The organism is Chryseobacterium sp. P1-3 (genome assembly GCF_000738495.1).
GTDB classification, from domain to species: domain Bacteria; phylum Bacteroidota; class Bacteroidia; order Flavobacteriales; family Weeksellaceae; genus Chryseobacterium; species Chryseobacterium gallinarum.
Genome location: NZ_JPEQ01000004.1, coordinates 638252 through 656607, shown reverse-complemented (window position 1 = coordinate 656607; position 18356 = coordinate 638252). Strand labels below are relative to the sequence as shown.

The following is an 18356-nucleotide window of genomic DNA, read 5'->3' as shown; positions in this document are numbered from 1 at the left end:
CCCAGAAACCAATAGAGTTGTTCAGGATCAGTCTCAAAAATTGGGGACATAAATTGGGTCTTGAATATAAAAAATTCTGTCCATTATTGATTAGCATCAAAATTATTGAGCTCGTTTTTCACGCAAAGTTTTTTAAAAAAAAAATAATGTTCTATTTCAAGTAGGCAAAGAAGGCAGCATAGCTGCTGACTAAGCGCATGCAAAGTCTTCGCTTCATCAGAATCGATTAAAGATCGATTCATTTCTTAGCTTACTTAAAATAAAGAGTAATACAAAAAAAAATCTTTGCGTGAATTTTAATAATTAAATACATCTAAATGTTATATGCCCCCAACTTTTGCGCTTGATCCGTTGTTCAACTTTCCAGGGCCTGATAATTTAGATTTTATCTGCAAAGATTAATTCAGAATAAAAAAAAGTTGATTCAGACTCCTTTCCACATATTGTGGTAAAGCTCCTAATCAAACTTGATAAACATCTGCTCAAAATTCAAGGTCATGGTATTGAACTGACGGATTACATCCTGACCAATATTTCCATACACTGTTTCTTTATTAATCCGGGTTTTTAATAAGCTGATATCTCTGAGAGGAACCTGTTTTCCCAAAATATGGAATATATGATCTACTTTAAAACCTTCATGTTCAATTTTTCCTCCTGCTCCCCCCATACCGATTTTGGTAATCTTGTATTTTTTATCTATTTCCTTTTTATTTTCCTCATAAAAGGGAGCATATAAAATCGTGTGATCTGCTCCGGTGTCAAATGTAAAATGCATGCCATCTATAAAAACCAGAGGAGACAGACCATCAATAGCCATATTAGCCGGTGTATTTATCTTTGTTTCATTTTCAGGTACTGTAAAATAATCATCCCGGGTAATCTGTACTTCCTTCAATGCCTCAATCACAGGAAATCCCAGAATGCCATTAATCTGATAATTAATCTGCGGGAAACTAAGCGCATTATCTGCAAATACAAGGAATACGGCATTTTCTATGACTGCATTTCCCAATACCAGCTTTTTGCAAACGGCAAGATCTGCTTTTACTGAGATACCGGTAATAGCATCTACATCAATACCTGCAGGAATAATTTTCATGTTCAAGCGCCTGGCAGTGGAAACCGAAACAGTAGAAATATTAGCTCCCGTATCAAAAATAAAGTTCATTGCGTCCTCTCCTACCTTTATTTTCAGATTTTTTAATCCGGCTACATCTTTTTCCATCTTAATGCGGATTCCTCCATTAATGGAAATTCTCTGACGCGGTTCATTTTCAAGCGCAGTCCAGATTTTAAGGTTATTTTTCAGGTCCTTTATCTCTCCTTCCGAAAGCAGATTGCTATACCGGCTAAGGACAGTCTTTACCGCATTTTTTGCCCCGGAATAATCATATTGCTTCATGCAGTTGTCTTCCTTTATATGCCATATTTTAAGCATCAATGAATCCGGCAGTACCACTTTTGACTTTTCCAGTTGTAAAATTTTATCATTGGATAATTCAGGTTTGTTAAAAGCATTATCAAGTATTGCTTCAGTAAAATACTGATATTCCGTAGTAAGGCCTTGCCGGGATCCGGCAAAAAGATCACGGGCTTTGAAAAAATTCTTTTGCTTTATCTGGCGGTATATATTGCCAAATGCTGCATTACGGGCCTGTCCGGAGCCGGTAACCGATACCAGCATCATCATAAATAGCACAATGGCGTTTAGCGTTTTCTTCATCAAAAATGATCCTGCATTCAGATGTTTTATGTTACCTTTAATAATTTCAGTACGGGAGTTCTTCATAGGTATATTATTAGTGGCCCGGATTTTAAACCGTTTTAGCCGCTAATTTATTAAATCTGACAGGATAAGGAAATAAAACCGGGGTTTAAAATGATATTATTACTGTAATTATCTGCCTGTTTTTTTAAATTCATCAAGTTTCCGCTTCATCAACTCTATTTCTTTAGCCTGCGATTCAAGGATATTCTTTTGCAGTTCTATCAATTCCGGGTCCGTAAGCTTTGTTTTCTCAGACATTAACAGGGCGGCAGCGTGATGAGGTATCATTCCTTTCACAAATTCTTTGTCCCCCACAAACATCTGTTCTCTGATTCCAAACCAGGAAAAGATTCCAATCACTACAGAAATGAGTATGATGATCCTGTTCATTTTCTTATTCACATACATGGGGTTCATCACCAGCAATTCGATAAGCAGCATTGCAGAGATCATCAGGAGGGTCATATAAAGATTGTTGATATTCAGGATCAGATTTTGCCAACCGTCTATCATAGCATACATAATAAAATACATAGCGACAAACATAGCTGCAGCCATCACAACAAAACGCATATACATTGAAGAAGATTTTGTATTTTCTGATGAATGGGACATCTCGTGTTTATTATGTATTTTTTCCATGTCAAGAAATTGTATTTATTCTGTTCAATTGCACATGAATACGCTACGGATCCTGTAGAATCATTATAAAAATACAAACAATTGTTTAATGTATTATATGATTACAATCATAAACGTTACTCTGAACTTGTCACTAAAAACGTCTACAGTAATGTCAGATAGTATTCAAAAAAAAATCTCAGAATATGCATTCTGAGATCAATTAACAAGTATTAATTATTGGGAGGGAACTGAAATCTGAAATCAGGGATACATCCGTTTCCATCTGGTAATGGTATTTCTGCTCATCTTAAATAAGAGTGAGAGTTCTTTATTACTGCAGGGATTTTTTTTTCTGATAATTTAAAATTTCAATAATAGAATTTTTTATCATAGGATTTACGCTTCTGATTGCTTTTGTTATTTCCGAAAATGATCTCATTCAGCGTAATAATATCCAGGGCTTCCAGTTTTCTTTTCTTGAGAACCTGTTCACAAATCTCTTTTTTTTTCAGGATATTTCCAATCCAGCATATCCATATAAAGTTGTTTATAATTGGGTCTTAATGTATCTTTCATCTTCCTAATTATTTTTTCAGTATTATTTACAGATCAGATGTTACCTGATGTTTTGCGATCCACTTGTAAAGTGTTGTCCTGGGAATTCTGTAATCATCTATAATCTCCTGTTTTGTCTTTTTCCCTGTCCGGACCAGTTCCAATACAAATTCGATAAGTTCATCAGAATAAATATTTTTTCTGAACTGCATAAGCTGGGATTTTTCTTTCTTTCTAACCGGATTGGCATATTGTGGTGTATAAAGAATCAAATGCTGGGAATATATCCTGAAAAAATCATATCTCAACAGTTTAGACCATTTGAGAAGTTCTCCGGTAGAAATCTCTTTTTTTCCAAACGTTTCTAAAACGGTATGCTCAGGAATTCTGAAAACTTCGGCAATATGCCTTATAGTAACTTCCATTTCCTCTGTTTTACTTTTAATAAGCTCACCTATATGAATCTCTTTGTATAACATATTTTTCTCAGTTTTAAAAAATGCCGGAGTATTTAAATGCTATACTCTGGCTTATAGATTATTGTAAAAACTCAATCTCATCACCCTGTAAGAGGGAATGTACACAGGCTCAGATTGAAGAATAACAACTCGTAGTAATGTGTTTTTAGAATCTGATTAAGCCTGGTACCTTTTGTAAAGGACTTCCAATGTGTCTCCGCCAGACAGTTGCATTGCAGAGGTTATTCCAGAATGAGTTTTACTTCTGATATCTGTTGATTGGGGATTGGCAGCAGGGGGTCTACAGGAAAACAATGCCGGGAGCAATATTGCTAAATTTTTTCTCATAATTTAATATTAATAGTTGGTGTAGTCAATTAAAACAGTTTAGATTAAAAGATCAGAAGCAAAGCAACATTATTATTTTCATTAAAACACTTCTTAATCTTTAGTATAAATTTCAAAAAAATGAAATCAAGCGACCAAAAAAGAACATTCTACAAATACCCTTCAATACATACAATACACTGATTAACAATTAATTATTTTCTTAAAGAAATCTTAAAATGAACATAATCATTCGATTTAAACTCTTTTATACTTGAAAAATTTATTGAAAACTGGTTTTTGTAGTATAAGGAAATTCGCGAATATACATCCCTGTAATTAAAAAAAAATCTACATGAGGAATCATTATGATTACAGATTAAAAGATAATAATATTCATTTTCTACTTTTAATAAAGCTCTATCAGTAAAAAGGAAGTACTCGCAGTATATTACAAAGAAAACCGCCTGTAAAAGACAGCTCCAGGTTACAAACATTAAAAATATATTCTATTTTATTATCAGCAATACAGGAATCTTCAGGAATCCAATCCCTGGAAGAAAACATAAAGATCCTGTCCACTGGGAACATTAAGCTTTTTTCTCAGCCTGTATTTTTTTTGCTGGGCAGATTTGTGCAGGATAGACATATAGGTGGCAATTTCCTTTGAACTGAAGTTAAGCTTGATCATTGCACACAAGTGCAGATCTGCCCCTGATAAATCTTCATTAATATTCAACAGCTTCTCTATAAAATCAGGATATACCTCCTGAAAGCGGGTAAGAAAAGCAGAATCATTTCTTTTAGCAAGCTGAACAAGAGCATTGAAGCTTTCATTTACCTTACTGGCAAGCAGTTCCGTTTCATTGGTTAAAAGCTCAGTCTGATTCTTTAAAATGGTGGTCTGTTCTCTCAGCCGGCTCTTTTTGTTCATCATTTTTCTATATTTCAGGGTAAACACAATGATAAGAATCAATATTAATACTGCCGAACCCACAAATAATTTTAGTTTGAACACTTCAACATCATTTTCTTTCTCTGCCAACACCTTATCAATCAGAAGATTTACTGTTTCATTCTGGTCATCAGATAACTTTGCTTTTGCATCCAGGTACTTATTTTCAAACTCAATTTCCTTTTCCTTATTTCCCGTTCCTTTATAAGCCTCAGCTATCGACTGGTAAATGAAAGGAATATTATATGCCTTTTTGGTTTGTAAAAATACATGAAGAGCCTTTTGATAAAAAGTCCTGCGCTTCCTCATAATGTCCCTGGCTTTTATAATAGTCACCTGCTACCCTGTATACCATTCCCTGTTGGGAATCCGGTGAGATGGTATCTTTTTTTTATAAGCTCCAATGATCTGTCGACATAGACTTTTGACGAATCCGCAAGCCCGGTATAAAGTAAGTGATGTTTGGCAATCAGACAATTAACCAGCGGTGTATTGATAACACTTTTTGCCCGGTGAAAATAGATCAGCGCCGAATCATTTCTTCCGGCATCATATAAAAAATCTCCCCGGTTTGAAAATACCCTGTTCAGGAAATAGTTTCTTTTATCCCTGAGAGCACATTTTTTAGTGTAATAAAGAGCTTTAGAATTGTATTTCAGGGCATTTTTATATAAACCGGTAACTTTACTCAGCTGTCCATACTCCTGAAAAAGCTTTGCCTTAAGTGCTTCATTTTGTGAATTCTGGAGAGCCGTTTCTGCCTTTTTCAGAAACACAAGACCCTTTTTATAATTTCCGATACTCACAGATATATTAGACATATTGATATAGCACAGGGCTTCACCGTCATGATATTCATATTTCCGGGCTTTTTGCAGGTATTCTTCATTCAGAAGCATGCATTTGCTATAATTACCGGCAAGACGTAATACCTCATTTTCATGAAGTAGCGGATAATCAAAATTGGTTACCGACAGATTATTTCCCGTACAGCTGTTTAAAAGAAATAAACAGGATATACTTATAATAAAATATACACTCTTCAGGAAATTAATACCCATAAATTAATTACTAATAAAAAATTTAACCATAATAAATAAACCAATACTATATTTTACATAAAAAAACTTTGACTAAAATAATAAAACAGATACGTACTACAGAAAAAACACATCCTACAAATATCCCTCAACAAAAAGAATACAGAATAAAACCAATAATAATCAATCATTTAATAATCAAAATTTCATACAGGATTAATAAATAAACTAAACTTAAATCCAAAGATGTAGTATATGATTTTTTTATACCTCTCTTGTGAACGAACTGATTAATACATACTTCAATCGGAAAAATCTTAGCCTGGGGGAAATAGTAAACTTTCTGGCAATTGTAACATTTACCAGACATTTAATAACTTATTATACTCCCAAAACAAGTATTATTAATAGAAAAACCTATGAACAAAACAAAACTATATTTTACCCTTGCCATTTCATTACTGCTTTCTTTTATTGCAAAAGCCCAGGAAACTGCCTCTTATACAAAAAAAATTGATAGTATTATAACGGCTTCCGTCCCTATACAGTTCAATGGGGTTGTCCTGATTTCCCAACATGGTAAAATTCAGTATCTAAAATCCAATGGCTACAAAGATTTTGAAAAAAAGATTCCTTTAAAAACTGATGATCAGTTTGAGATTATGTCCAATTCAAAGCAGGTCACTGCTGTCCTAGTTCTGCAGGCCGCTGAAAAAGGGCTGCTTGACCTGCAAACTCCCATCAAAAAATACCTTCCTTCACTTACAATGCCTTGGGCTGACTCGGTGACGATCCACCACCTTCTGAACCATACCCATGGTATTGTGGATACTCATAAACCTTCTGCCTTCAAAGCGGGTTCGCAGTTTAAATATGGTAACCTTTCCTATATCCTTTTAGGGCAAATATTAAAAAATACTACGGGGAAAAGTTTTACGGAACTAGCCAACGCTCTCTTCAAAAAGATCAACATGGAAAAAAACGTTCGTATTCAACAGTTCGGATAATCAATCTCTTGTACCCGGTTTTATGAACAATCAAAATCAATTCACAAAAGTGGAAGAAACATTTTTAAGTGAGGACATAGCTCCTGCGGCAGGTATTATCTCTACTGTACAGGACCTGTCAAAATGGAACCAGGCATTGTTTAAAGGTAAACTTCTTTCATCCAGGTTTCAGAAGCAGATGCTCACAGCATCCACCACCTCGCAGCATAATGTTTTTGGGAAGGAAAGTATGGGATTTGGCTATAATGTAAGGATTATCAGGGAAGCAGGTCTTGATTATTACGGGGTTACAGGTCTGGGAGACGGCTTTACCTGTCTAAATGTATACTTTCCTTCCACAGATACCAGTCTGATCATTCTTGAAAATCAAATGCCCGAAAGCCGTGAGTACTGGAGCTTTAAGGAAGCATCCATCAAAAATATCGTTTTGAAAAGTATTGTTTCAAAATAACGTTCTAAAACATATTTCATAGCATTTCAGCTATAAGAAATGAAAACACAGATACCCGGGGTCATCTGTGTTTTATTTTGAAATTCAACATTACCTGCTCTTTTCCTCTCCGGAAGACTTGTATTATTTTAATTGATTTTCTTTGGAAATACTTTATTTTCATCTCTTAAGATCCTGTATTTAATTTTTTCCATTGGCTTTTCAATAACCCATCTATAGAAAACCGCACCAACGACGCAAGCCAGCAGGGATAATAAAAGGCTGCCATTACCTGAGGTCTGAATATTAAAATACTCCAGGAGATCCTGTACCATATGAATAATTCCCTTGTGGGATAGATAGATCGCATAAGACAAACCTGCCAGCTGCAAAGTAACAGAGGATTTCCATCGGTAAAGAAATGAAGATTCTGAAACTGCAGCCAGGACAATAATACCGTAACTTACAGCAACTAATATAAATCCAAATGTTGATGCTTCCTTTGAAGCTTGTTCCCGGCACATCCAAAATGAAATCCCCAATAAGGTCAGTCCAGCCAGAAAAAGTATATTTCCGTTACGGTGAATACTCTTTTTAATTCCTGATAAGTATTGCATTGTATATCCTGTTAAAACCCCTACCCCAAGGCCATCCAGCCGTGAGTGAGTCGGATAATAAATTTTCATATACCATAATTTCCAAAAATCCAGAGAATTCCGATCAGGAATCTTCATTAATTCATTCCATGTTATCATTCTGATTATCAGAGAGAAGAGAATAATACCCAGGGTAAAAACCACCATATATTGAAACATTTTTACTTTTCTTAACATCCAAAGCAGCATAGGAAGAAACAAATAAAACTGCTCTTCGATACACAATGACCATGCATGTGAAAAGGTTCCTTTATGAATAACGTCTAATCCATAATTTTGAGTAAACGTGATAAATTTCCATAAGGGTGGTAAAGATTCCCGTTCCCGAAAGAAAGGAAATGTAAAATACAGGAAAAGAGTGAAAAGGAAAGGAGGGATAATCCTGAAAAAAACGTTTTATATAAAAGGTTTTCAAATGAAGGTTTCCTTTGTCTTCCATTTCTTTAAATAATTGACTGGAAATTAAAAAGCCACTTAACACAAAAAACAGATCAACTCCCGTCCACCCAAACTGCCCTATGTGATCAATCCAGTCCGGATGCTTAAATGCACGATAATGGTACATTAAAACCAATATAATTGCCAGGGACCTGAGATGATCTAATCCATACAATCTTTCAGAACATTGTATTGCCATATTATTTTTTACTGCAAATATTCTTTAAAAGCAAGATTACTTTTGAATACATAATGCGGAAAACCAGTTATCCCCTGTCAATGACAAACCAAGTCGTTTGAATACAGAACATTGCTGTTGATCACTACATAATGTTATTTGGCATATTTTACATCTGTTATGCTTTAAGATTTTATATTTTTGAGGATGACGAAAGCTTATTTCAGACAAATGTTCTATTTCCAGCTATTTTTTTGGATAGCTTTATTTTTATTTGGAACAGTACGCAGCTACAGTGAATATGAGAACGAAAATTTTATAACGCTTACCATCTATCATTTCTGCCATTGGATATTCCAAATCCTGGGAGCGAATATCATTTATTTTATCCTCATCAGATATTTCCTGGACAGGAAAAAGTATATAGAATTTTCAGCATATCTTCTTCTCTGCCTTTATATTATTTCCGTCATTAACAGGATTTTCATAGTCTATTTAGCTGAGCCTTTGTTTATCAATCAGCCAAAAGATAGTCTTACCAGTATTTTTACCGATATCGGGTACCTTTTACTTCATTATACATTTCCTGTTATCAGTGGAGCATTTATTTTTATTTCAGTCATGTTTTTCATCAGATACAGGAATGAAAAGGAAAGCAGCGTACAATTACAGAAAGAAAAGGCAGAATTGGAACTGCAAGCTCTCAAATCTCAGCTGCATCCGCACTTCTTGTTTAATACTTTAAATAATATTTATGCTCTTTCATTGAGCCATTCAGAAAAAACTTCTCAATCCATCAGCCAGCTTTCGGATATTTTAGATTACATTTTATATCAGGGACAGAAAAAATGGGTTCCGGTTTCTGATGAACTCAATATCATTGATAATTATATTGCTTTGGAAAGCCTCAGATATACGCATGAAAGGTTAAAAATAAACAAACAAACCGTATTCAATTCTTACAATACCATACCTCCGCTTCTTTACCTCACCCTGGTAGAAAATGCTTTCAAACACGGTGCAGGAATGAATACTGATCAGACAGTCATCCAGATCAATATAGAAACCCATACTGCCCATTCATTTTTCAGTATTGAAAATACATATACCGATCATCAGGACAAAGACCCTAAAAATGGCATCGGATTGAAGAATATCAGAAAACAGCTGGAACATTATTATCATGAACAATTCACATTCCAGGTTTCGCAAAAAAACAATATTTTTAAAGTAGAAATAACGACACCGTCACATTATGATTAATTGTATTATTGTGGATGATGAGCCTCTGGCATCAGCATTGCTTGAGAATCATATTTCCAAAATAGATCACCTAAAAATTGGTGGGAAAAGCTGAAAACGCCATAGAAGCCTATAAAATACTTCATAACCAGAATATTGACCTGATGTTCCTGGATATCCAGATGCCCCATCTCAATGGAATCGATTTTTTAAAATCCCTGTCACAAAAGCCAAAAACTGTTTTTACCACAGCCTATCGTGATTTTGCCATTGAGGGTTTCGAACTGGAGGCAGTAGATTATATTTTGAAACCCATTACTTTTGATCGCTTTTTCAAAGCTGTAGAGCGTGTTTTAAGGAATAAAACCGATCCTGATGAAGATTATATCATTATCAGGACAAATGCTATGTACCGGAAGATTGCCCTTCCGGAAATTGTATATTTTGAAAGTTGCGGGAATGATATCAAAATATTTTTACACACTAATGAGTGTCTTGTTTCAAAAACAAAAATAACCGATCTGGAGGTCACTCTTACGTCTAAAGGTTTTGTTAGGATCCACAGGTCTTTTATCATCAATTCTCATTATGTAAAAGCCTTCAATCATCATGAAATACTTATAGACAAGTACCGGATTCCCGTAGGGAGAAGCTATAAAAAAGGGTTTGATGTATTTATTTCAGGACTGTCAAAAAATAAGTTAATATAAAACTGTGTTATAGCAGCTTATCGCTTTCAGGTAAATTTTTAACCTTTTTTGTCAACAATTATTAATTTAAAACTAATTTTTAGTTATTTCAACCTGTTTTTCAATACCTTATACGATATTAATATTATATTACCTTTGGTCACTTATCACTGCAGTTCTTTGATGCGAATTTATAATTAGCTAATTTTCAAAATATTAAATCTTATCAGTTCAGCATAACAACTACGGCTTATTCCTGATGGATATTAAAAAAAAAGTATTACTTTTGTTTGAACGAATAAAATTTGTTTTTTAGCTTTTTTTATTAGTAAGTTTATGTGCACCAATTTATTAAAACGTTTAAAATTCATTCCATGAGAAAAATAATTCTACTTATTACATGCATGTTCAGTATTTCAGTTTTCTCACAGATTAAAGTGTTGAAAAATGAAAGTTTAGTAGAAATTGGTAAAGATAATTCCGTTGGTCTCTATAAAAAGGAAGATAAATTTACAATCAACTATCAGGATCGGAATACCAGTAACCTGAATACCATCAGATCTTTTTCATTTCAAAACCTGAACGGAGATGTATCAGGATTATATAAACTGATTATGGATGGATTTATATCTGCTCCAACTGAAAATATTATCCTGGAGCTTCCTAATGATATCATTGAGCTTCATTACGAAAGAAATTATGGTCAACAAACGGTACAGTTTATCCAGATCATCAACAAAAACCGGAAATATATAGGAAAATCACAGTTTTTAACACAAAAACAAGTGGAGAAAATCTTCGGCAGAACCAATGGTAAATATGCTTTGTATGATAAACCTGCCAGTATGAACCACAATCCTGCTAAATCGGGCTCAAATACGGCCTCTACCGCTGCACCGGCTTCAGGTAGCAATGGGAAAAAATCAAGAAAATAATTTTATTTTATAAATATTGCGAAACTCATTCTATAGGATGAGTTTTTTTATTTTATTTTTGCAGAAAGACATTACAATTATGCCGCTTCAGATAATCGATTTAACTAAAAAATTTGGTGAACAGACAGCTCTTGACAACATCAATATTACCATTGACAAAAATGAGATCATTGGACTGCTGGGCCCTAACGGTGCCGGAAAGTCAACCCTAATGAAATCTATTGTTGGGGCTTTAAAAATTGATCAGGGTGAGATTATCTTTAACGGGCAAAATATTACGGAACACGAGATTGAAGCCAAGAAAAAAATAGGCTTTCTTCCTGAAAACAATCCGCTCTATCTGGAGATGTATGTAAAAGAATACCTTCAGTTTGTAGCCAACATTCATAAAATTCCTGAATCCAGAGTAGAAGAAGTTATTGAACTGGTAGGAATTACTCCTGAGAAATCAAAAAAAATCGGCCAATTATCAAAAGGGTACAAACAACGTGTAGGCCTGGCACAAGCCATCATCCATCAGCCGGATCTGTTGATCCTGGATGAACCGACCAATGGATTAGACCCGAATCAGATTCTTGAAATCAGAAATGTGGTGAAGCAAATTGGCCAGCAGAAGACAGTTTTACTTTCCACACACATTATGCAGGAAGTAGAAGCGCTTTGTTCAAGGGTTATTCTTATCCATAAAGGAAATATTCTCCAGGACTGCCCTATTGATGAATTTAAAGGGAAATTCAACAGTCTGGAAGAGGCTTTTGCAAGCTATACTGCAATTTCAAACTAACACTAAAGGATCTGCCTTTGATTTAAACTACCAAAAGCGAGAGCAAAAAATACCCCCAAACATCTGTGTCAATCTGCGTCATCTGTGTGAAATTTTGAAAGCACTACTCAGTGAACATATAATTTTATTTCTCACAGGACAATGGCTTCATATTTGATGGAATCTGAACTGTTAACCAATAACCAATATCATGATCAGACAGCTTTTATTAGGAACTTTCTGTTTAGCGCAATTTTCTTTTGCCTACGCCAAAGAGATTCCGGATAACTCCAATACCACCGTCTCTCATGCTACTTTCCAAAAAGTACCTAAGACAGTGATTATTAAAACTAAAAAGTTTAAAATAAGAATCGATAAACAGCCAAACGGTAAATACCTGTATCAATCCTGGAATGCCAATTCAAAAATTACAGCGAAACCCAGTATGATTATCAGTGATGGAGAACTTATCCCTGATGGCAGCGGAGGCAATTATTATATCAGCTTTAGTAATGCCGGCCACACTTATCAAGTATGGAGAAATTATCTTACAGATTCTGCTAAAAAAGCCCCTTATACATTAACCGTAACAGATGAAAACGACCGTGAAGTGGTAAGGGAAGACGGACAGATTGTTAAGAATTAAAAATTAAAACCTGCGATGTGCAGGTTTTATTTTTATGTTCCGGATTGTCTCAGGTGGGTCAGGAAACGGCTACTCTCATAACTTTCTTTTGCCGCTTTATATCCGATATTAAAAATCTGTTCCAGCCTGTCCTTTTTCCGTTCAAAGGTTCCGTAGCCTGCTAATTTCTGAGAGGAAATAAACCAGTCGCAATAATCAAATTTCACTTTCTCAACCCGGTAAGAAAGCAGGTCATAGGAACGGGATACAATAGCTTTGATTGAATTCAGGTCCTGAATTTTCGCTTCATTCGGGGGGGATACAAATACACCGATCAGCCGGTCACATTCGTCTCTGATGATATCTGCCGGAAAATTGTTCAGTACTCCTCCATCACAATACATTTCATCCCCGATTATATAAGGAGTGGTAACTCCCGGAATAGAACATGACGCTATAATTGCGTCCACAATTTCAAAGTTGTCATCAAAAATTTTCTGTGTTCCTGAAACCAGTTCGGTGGCTACAATTTTCACTTTTATATCCAAATCACCCAATTTCATATCATGAAAGATAGGCTTAAGATAATTCCTGAATATAATAGAAGAAACAAGACCCGGTTGATTAAATGTAAAATGTTTCCAGTTAAAAAAATACACAGAATTGAAAAAATCCATGATTTCATTTGGCGTTTTTCCTATTGCATGGAGGCAACCTACAATAGAACCTGCGCTACAGCAGGCCAGAATGTCAATTTCTATATTTTTTTCTTCCAAGAATTTTAATACTCCAGCGTGAGCGATCCCTTTGGTACCGCCTCCTGATAATACAAGCCCTACTTTATCAAAATTCATAGAATAAATTTAAGAAAACAGAGTGAGATAATCAGATTAATTTTTATAAATATGCCGATTTTAAAATTATTTTAACAAAAACAAGAGTCAGCCTTTGCTTTCTCCTTTGAACAGAAGACTACAAAGTGCTTAATTTCATCCTGAAAATTACTCTAATGCTTCGTCATACAGTTGTAAAAGCTCTGCATGTTCTTTTTCAGTCTTCGCCGATTTGAGTTTTTCCTGAAGATCCGGACGATCTTTAAACAGCTTTTTTAAATTGTTTCTGAAGTCACTGAAAGGCTTTTCCTGGTAGAGAATATTTTTATTTTTATCTACCAGATAATAAATAATTTGAACACCTGGTGATAGAATCGAATTATCAAACGCTTTATACCAGTTGATGTTTTTTCCTTCATAAACCACCTCAACCAATCCTTTTTCCTGAATAAATTTATCCGTTGAGGCAAAATATTCATGAGGCAGCTTATTCTCATCTACAATTTTTATATACCTCACCTTATCTATGGGAACCCAGGTTGTATTTCCATTTTCATCCATCATTTTCATTTTGAATAAGATGGTAGCAAATGAGTATTTTTTGTTGGTATACATGCCGGTATTCCGGACTTTAGCCTTGATGGTGTCACCGGCACTTTTCAAAACATATTCTGCCGGGAAATATCTTTTGTTTTCTTTTTCCTGGGAAAAAACAGAAGTAAAGCAAAAGATCCCTACTGAAAAGATTATTTTTTTTTATGTGATTAATTAAAAAAGCTCAGAAAACTGAGCTTTTGTTTTATATAATATTGTATCAGAATTAAATATGAATTACCTCACCGTAAGCAGCGGCAGCAGCTTCCATAATAGCTTCAGAAACGGTTGGGTGCGGGTGGATAGACTTGATGATCTCGTGGCCTGTAGTTTCCAGCTTTCTTGCTACAACAGCTTCAGCCACCATATCCGTTACGCCTTCACCAATCATGTGGCATCCTAACCACTCTCCATATTTAGCATCAAAGATTACTTTGATGAATCCATCTGTATTTCCGTTTGCCGTAGCTTTTCCACTTGCAGAAAGAGGGAATTTACCAACTTTGATTTCGTATCCTTTTTCCTTAGCTTGTTTTTCGGTAAGACCTACAGATGCTACTTCAGGGTGGCAATATGTACATCCAGGGATATTACCATAGTCGATTTTTTCTACGTGCATTCCTTTGATTTTCTCAACACAAGTGATTCCTTCTGCAGAAGCAACGTGAGCCAAGGCCTGAGTCGGGATGATATCACCGATTGCATAGTAACCCGGTACAGAAGTTTCATACCACTCGTTGACCAATACTCTTCCTTTGTCTGTCTGGATTCCTACTTCTTCCAAACCAATGTTTTCGATATTGGCAGCAATACCTACAGCAGATAACAGGATATCAGCTTCAAGCGTAATGTTTCCGTTCGCTGTTTTTACGGTAGCTTTTACGCCTTCCCCGCTTGTATCAACACTTTCTACTGAAGCATTGGTCATAATTTCGATTCCTGATTTTTTCAGGGATTTTTCTAAATGCTTAGAAATTTCTTCATCTTCTACAGGAACAATATTTGGCATAAATTCTACAATCGTTACTTTTGTTCCCATTGTATTATAGAAATCGGCAAATTCTACTCCAATCGCTCCTGAACCCACAACAATCATAGATTTCGGCTGCTCAGGAAGAGAAAGTGCCTGTCTGTATCCGATTACTTTTTTACCATCCTGTGGTAGGTTGGGTAATTCTCTTGAACGCGCTCCTGTAGCGATGATAATATGGTTTCCTGAATATTCAGTTACTTTACCATCTTTATCAGTAACAGAAACCTTTTTACCTTTCTGTACTGTTGCAGTACCCAGAATTACGTCAATTTTATTCTTTTTCATTAAGAACTCGATCCCTTTGCTCATTTTGCTGGCAACCCCACGGCTTCTCTGAATAACGTTCGGGAACTCAAAACTTGCTTCAACCTTATTCAAACCATAATCTTCAGCATGGTTGATATAATGAAAAACCTGAGCAGATTTCAACAAAGCTTTTGTTGGAATACATCCCCAGTTCAGACAGATTCCTCCTAAGTTTTCTTTTTCGATAATTGCGGTTTTGAAACCCAATTGTGCTGCTCTGATCGCAGTAACATATCCACCAGGACCACTTCCAATGACAATAATATCGTAATTCATTACTTTAAAAATTTTTATGCGAATTTAAGGAAAAATATTGGATGTTTGATGCTTCTCTGTTTTCATATTTACTGAATACCAAACCTTATTTTTTCATTGTTAATATGGCACAGGGATGTTTGTTCTGATTTTCTGTCCATGCTCACTATAAATTATTATTCAATAGAAAAACACCTGATTTCCTCTGTCTACTGCCGTATAAAATGTAGAGAAACGGCTGTTCCGACCCAATAACTGAGAGTATATTCTTATTCAATATCATAATGAAAAGACAATGCTTACTTTAAAATAAAAAAGAGCAAATTAATATGCTCTTTTTTTTATTCTATCTTACCTTTCTTAACAATTGTTTCTCTCTTTTATACCTTTCATTCAAAGCTTTCATCTGATCTCTCTTCATTTGTTTGGTTGCAAGCGGATGATTCAGGATCAGTTTCTTTTCCGTATTGTACTTTTTATCCAGTTCCTTCATCTTAAGGTTAATCATCTCGTTTTTTGACGGATGTGGAGGAACCGGAGGATGTTTCTGGGCAAAAATAGTGGATGATAAACCTAATAACAACAATGTTGAAATAAATAACTTTTTCATAATGTTCATATTTTAAAATGAATTCAATTAATGATAATGAATTAATTGAATTCATTCGGTTTAATAATTAAATGCATAGATCATACCAATAATTACATCTCTCTGCCAACTTATCTTATTTAACTCTATTTATGATTTATATTTAAAAAGTTAAAATTATTGGTAATACCCACTAATTTATACGAATATATTACAGAATGTTCAAAAGTTTCTATCCTTTGGAGTTTCAATTACAAATATCACTAAATTATGATTTATTCAAGTGCAATAAAAATCTTAAGCAAAGATTACATATAACTGATTTTTCATAATTTTATATTAATAACAATTTAAAACAAATAATATGAAAAAAATCTTTTCAATTTTTTTGATTTGGGGACTGTTTTTAAATGCCCAGGTTGGTATTAATACTTTAACACCCAACAGTACTTTAGCAATTAATGGATCACTGGGAGCCGGCTACAAAGAAGTTACAGCAACCACCTACTCTATCCTGGCAACAGATCATTATATAACTTACAACGGAACCGGAAATACTACATTTACGCTTCCTGTTATCGGAACCGGAACAACAAGTTATACCGGAAGAATTTACAAAATCAAAAATATATCTGCGTCCGGCATTACTCTTCAGGCTTCAAGTGGTAATACTTTAAGAATCGATAATACTCCCGTTGCCAGCTTTGTAATTCCTACGGGAGCCTATGCTGAAGTGGTGAACAACAGTAACACTGCTGGCGGAACCTGGGATATGTCTTTCACGGTTCTTCCTAAGCCAAGTAATGTGGAAATCTATGGGGCACAGCTTTCCATACCGCCTCATGCCAATGCTTCCTCACCGGTTGCAGACTGGACCAATCATACCAATACCGCTTATGATACCGGAACAGGAACAGATACATGGTGGGTAGTGAGCAAATCTTCTACAACATATGCCCATACCGCCAATTATGCGAATGCCAGCAGAATGATGATTGTGTATGAATATCAAGGTGCTCCTTTCAATGTCAATAATATGTATCCGATTCTCACAGCAGGAAATAATTCCAGCTTTCCTGATGTATTTACAGCATCGTTTGTAAGCCTTGCCAACAACGGAACCGGGGGAAAAACCAGGCTAACGGTATCTGTTGCCCGTATTGATTTTATCGGAATTAATGGAAACAACAGTAACTGGGCCGGAACTTTCCTTCTCAACCTGTTATTAGCCCGAAAGTATTAAATTAATCAGCTTCTTTTTCATAAGAGCAGGTGTATTCCTGCTCTTTTTTACTTTCCGGTTACCGTCTGATCCGGATCACTGTGGCATATTTTAGTGCTGCTCTCTCTTCCGGAAGCTTCACATAGATCCTGTTTCCTTTTCTTTCCCATTGAACTTTGGATGAAACTCCCAGAATTGTTAATGACTTTGGTGTCCATTTTGCGGGGAGTAAAAAGGAAAGATCCGCCGGTGCCTGATATTCCGCTTTTTCATCCAGATGGAATATATTGAGTGTATTACCGTCTTTACTTTGGGTATAATAAAAATCACCTTCATGATAAGGAGGCAAAGTCCTTGTTGCAAAAACAGCAGATTGATTAATCTTCATCCAACCGGAGATTTCTTTCAACCGGTTATAGACAATGGCATCAAAATCCCCGCCGGGTCCGGGAGCTATATTCATCAGATAATTTCCCCCTCTTGAAATAATTTTAATAAGGGTTTCTATAATTTTCTGAGACGATTTATAATGGTCATTGGGAACATAAGAAAAGGAATCTCCCATGGTAATACAGCTTTCCCATGGGATAGAAAGTGCATGTTCGGGAACGGCCTGCTCAGGTGTGACATAATTTTCCCATTTCCCGGGAACGGTACGGTCCACAATAATAATTCCCGGCTGATTCTTACGGGCCATATTCCCGATTTTGTCCATATCAATATCCTGTTCTACTTTGATGGTGCGCTGCCATTCTACTTTCGGATCAATGGTACGGAAAGGACGGACCCATCCTCCGTCCAGCCAGAGAATATCTATTTTACCATAATTGG

The 18356-nt window shown here is 35.3% G+C and carries 20 protein-coding genes; 8 read left to right on the top strand and 12 right to left on the bottom strand.

The window, feature by feature from the left end:
- Positions 1–457: 457 nt before the first annotated feature.
- The 5 genes from HX13_RS05785 to HX13_RS05765 form a co-directional block, all read right to left on the bottom strand.
- Positions 458–1726, bottom strand: coding sequence for a retropepsin-like aspartic protease (locus HX13_RS05785; RefSeq protein ID WP_157837412.1), 1269 nt, complete (start codon positions 1724–1726; stop codon positions 458–460).
- Positions 1727–1900: 174 nt separating this feature from the next.
- Positions 1901–2413 carry a DUF305 domain-containing protein gene (locus HX13_RS05780; protein WP_050020282.1) on the bottom strand — a complete coding sequence of 171 codons (513 nt, stop codon included), beginning with the start codon at positions 2411–2413 and terminating at the stop codon, positions 1901–1903.
- Positions 2414–2997: 584 nt separating this feature from the next.
- The gene (locus HX13_RS05775; protein WP_050020281.1) at positions 2998–3429 is read right to left on the bottom strand and encodes a transposase; all 432 of its coding nucleotides are present in this window, start codon (positions 3427–3429) and stop codon (positions 2998–3000) included.
- An 844-nt stretch (positions 3430–4273) separates the two neighbouring features.
- Complete coding sequence (locus tag HX13_RS05770; protein WP_128572203.1) at positions 4274–5026, bottom strand: helix-turn-helix transcriptional regulator; 753 nt, start codon at positions 5024–5026, stop codon at positions 4274–4276.
- Positions 5023–5751 (bottom strand): hypothetical protein, encoded by a 729-nt coding sequence (locus tag HX13_RS05765; protein WP_050020279.1) that lies wholly within the window; start codon positions 5749–5751, stop codon positions 5023–5025. The genes HX13_RS05770 and HX13_RS05765 overlap by 4 nt, the downstream gene beginning before the upstream one ends.
- Before the next feature lie 398 nt (positions 5752–6149).
- Between HX13_RS05765 and HX13_RS25380 the strand changes: the two genes are divergently transcribed.
- Both HX13_RS25380 and HX13_RS25375 read left to right on the top strand, forming a co-directional pair.
- The gene (locus tag HX13_RS25380) at positions 6150–6737 is read left to right on the top strand and encodes a serine hydrolase domain-containing protein (RefSeq protein ID WP_128572202.1); all 588 of its coding nucleotides are present in this window, start codon (positions 6150–6152) and stop codon (positions 6735–6737) included.
- Positions 6738–6786: 49 nt separating this feature from the next.
- Positions 6787–7188 (top strand): serine hydrolase, encoded by a 402-nt coding sequence (locus HX13_RS25375; protein WP_157837410.1) that lies wholly within the window; start codon positions 6787–6789, stop codon positions 7186–7188.
- A gap of 128 nt (positions 7189–7316) precedes the next feature.
- Here the strand turns inward: HX13_RS25375 and HX13_RS05755 are convergent, their stop codons facing one another.
- Together HX13_RS05755 and HX13_RS26265 are read right to left on the bottom strand one after the other, a co-directional pair.
- The gene (locus tag HX13_RS05755; protein WP_410493111.1) at positions 7317–8174 is read right to left on the bottom strand and encodes an acyltransferase family protein; all 858 of its coding nucleotides are present in this window, start codon (positions 8172–8174) and stop codon (positions 7317–7319) included.
- The gene (locus HX13_RS26265) at positions 8074–8460 is read right to left on the bottom strand and encodes an acyltransferase family protein (RefSeq protein WP_410493106.1); all 387 of its coding nucleotides are present in this window, start codon (positions 8458–8460) and stop codon (positions 8074–8076) included. The genes HX13_RS05755 and HX13_RS26265 overlap by 101 nt, the downstream gene beginning before the upstream one ends.
- 186 nt (positions 8461–8646) lie before the next feature.
- On the opposite strand from HX13_RS26265, the gene HX13_RS05750 reads away from it, so the two are divergent.
- The 5 genes from HX13_RS05750 to HX13_RS05730 all read left to right on the top strand — a co-directional run bounded on the left by HX13_RS05750 (position 8647) and on the right by HX13_RS05730 (position 12714).
- Positions 8647–9702 (top strand): sensor histidine kinase, encoded by a 1056-nt coding sequence (locus HX13_RS05750; RefSeq protein WP_050020278.1) that lies wholly within the window; start codon positions 8647–8649, stop codon positions 9700–9702.
- 80 nt (positions 9703–9782) lie between these two features.
- A complete protein-coding gene (locus HX13_RS05745; RefSeq protein WP_238555123.1) occupies positions 9783–10391 on the top strand; it encodes a LytR/AlgR family response regulator transcription factor in 609 nt (202 codons plus the stop codon).
- Between the two features lie 353 nt (positions 10392–10744).
- Positions 10745–11305: a hypothetical protein gene (locus HX13_RS05740; protein WP_050020277.1), complete on the top strand. Its 561-nt coding sequence runs from the start codon at positions 10745–10747 to the stop codon at positions 11303–11305.
- A 79-nt stretch (positions 11306–11384) separates the two neighbouring features.
- Positions 11385–12089 (top strand): ABC transporter ATP-binding protein, encoded by a 705-nt coding sequence (locus HX13_RS05735; RefSeq protein WP_050020472.1) that lies wholly within the window; start codon positions 11385–11387, stop codon positions 12087–12089.
- Positions 12090–12279: 190 nt separating this feature from the next.
- The gene (locus HX13_RS05730; RefSeq protein ID WP_050020276.1) at positions 12280–12714 is read left to right on the top strand and encodes a hypothetical protein; all 435 of its coding nucleotides are present in this window, start codon (positions 12280–12282) and stop codon (positions 12712–12714) included.
- Positions 12715–12746: 32 nt separating this feature from the next.
- Here HX13_RS05730 and HX13_RS05725 read toward each other — a convergent pair whose 3' ends face one another.
- The 4 genes from HX13_RS05725 to HX13_RS05705 all read right to left on the bottom strand — a co-directional run bounded on the left by HX13_RS05725 (position 12747) and on the right by HX13_RS05705 (position 16324).
- The gene (locus HX13_RS05725; RefSeq protein ID WP_050020275.1) at positions 12747–13547 is read right to left on the bottom strand and encodes a patatin-like phospholipase family protein; all 801 of its coding nucleotides are present in this window, start codon (positions 13545–13547) and stop codon (positions 12747–12749) included.
- 147 nt (positions 13548–13694) lie between these two features.
- The gene (locus HX13_RS05720) at positions 13695–14189 is read right to left on the bottom strand and encodes a hypothetical protein (protein ID WP_128572198.1); all 495 of its coding nucleotides are present in this window, start codon (positions 14187–14189) and stop codon (positions 13695–13697) included.
- 157 nt (positions 14190–14346) lie between these two features.
- Positions 14347–15735 (bottom strand): dihydrolipoyl dehydrogenase, encoded by a 1389-nt coding sequence (gene lpdA / locus HX13_RS05710; protein WP_050020272.1) that lies wholly within the window; start codon positions 15733–15735, stop codon positions 14347–14349.
- A gap of 325 nt (positions 15736–16060) precedes the next feature.
- Complete coding sequence (locus tag HX13_RS05705; RefSeq protein ID WP_238555061.1) at positions 16061–16324, bottom strand: hypothetical protein; 264 nt, start codon at positions 16322–16324, stop codon at positions 16061–16063.
- Positions 16325–16667: 343 nt separating this feature from the next.
- On the opposite strand from HX13_RS05705, the gene HX13_RS05700 reads away from it, so the two are divergent.
- Positions 16668–17546 carry a hypothetical protein gene (locus HX13_RS05700; protein WP_050020270.1) on the top strand — a complete coding sequence of 293 codons (879 nt, stop codon included), beginning with the start codon at positions 16668–16670 and terminating at the stop codon, positions 17544–17546.
- Between the two features lie 58 nt (positions 17547–17604).
- On the opposite strand, the gene HX13_RS25370 is transcribed toward HX13_RS05700, so the two are convergent.
- Positions 17605–18336 carry an alpha-L-fucosidase gene (locus HX13_RS25370; protein WP_262483502.1) on the bottom strand — a complete coding sequence of 244 codons (732 nt, stop codon included), beginning with the start codon at positions 18334–18336 and terminating at the stop codon, positions 17605–17607.
- Positions 18337–18356: the final 20 nt, after the last annotated feature.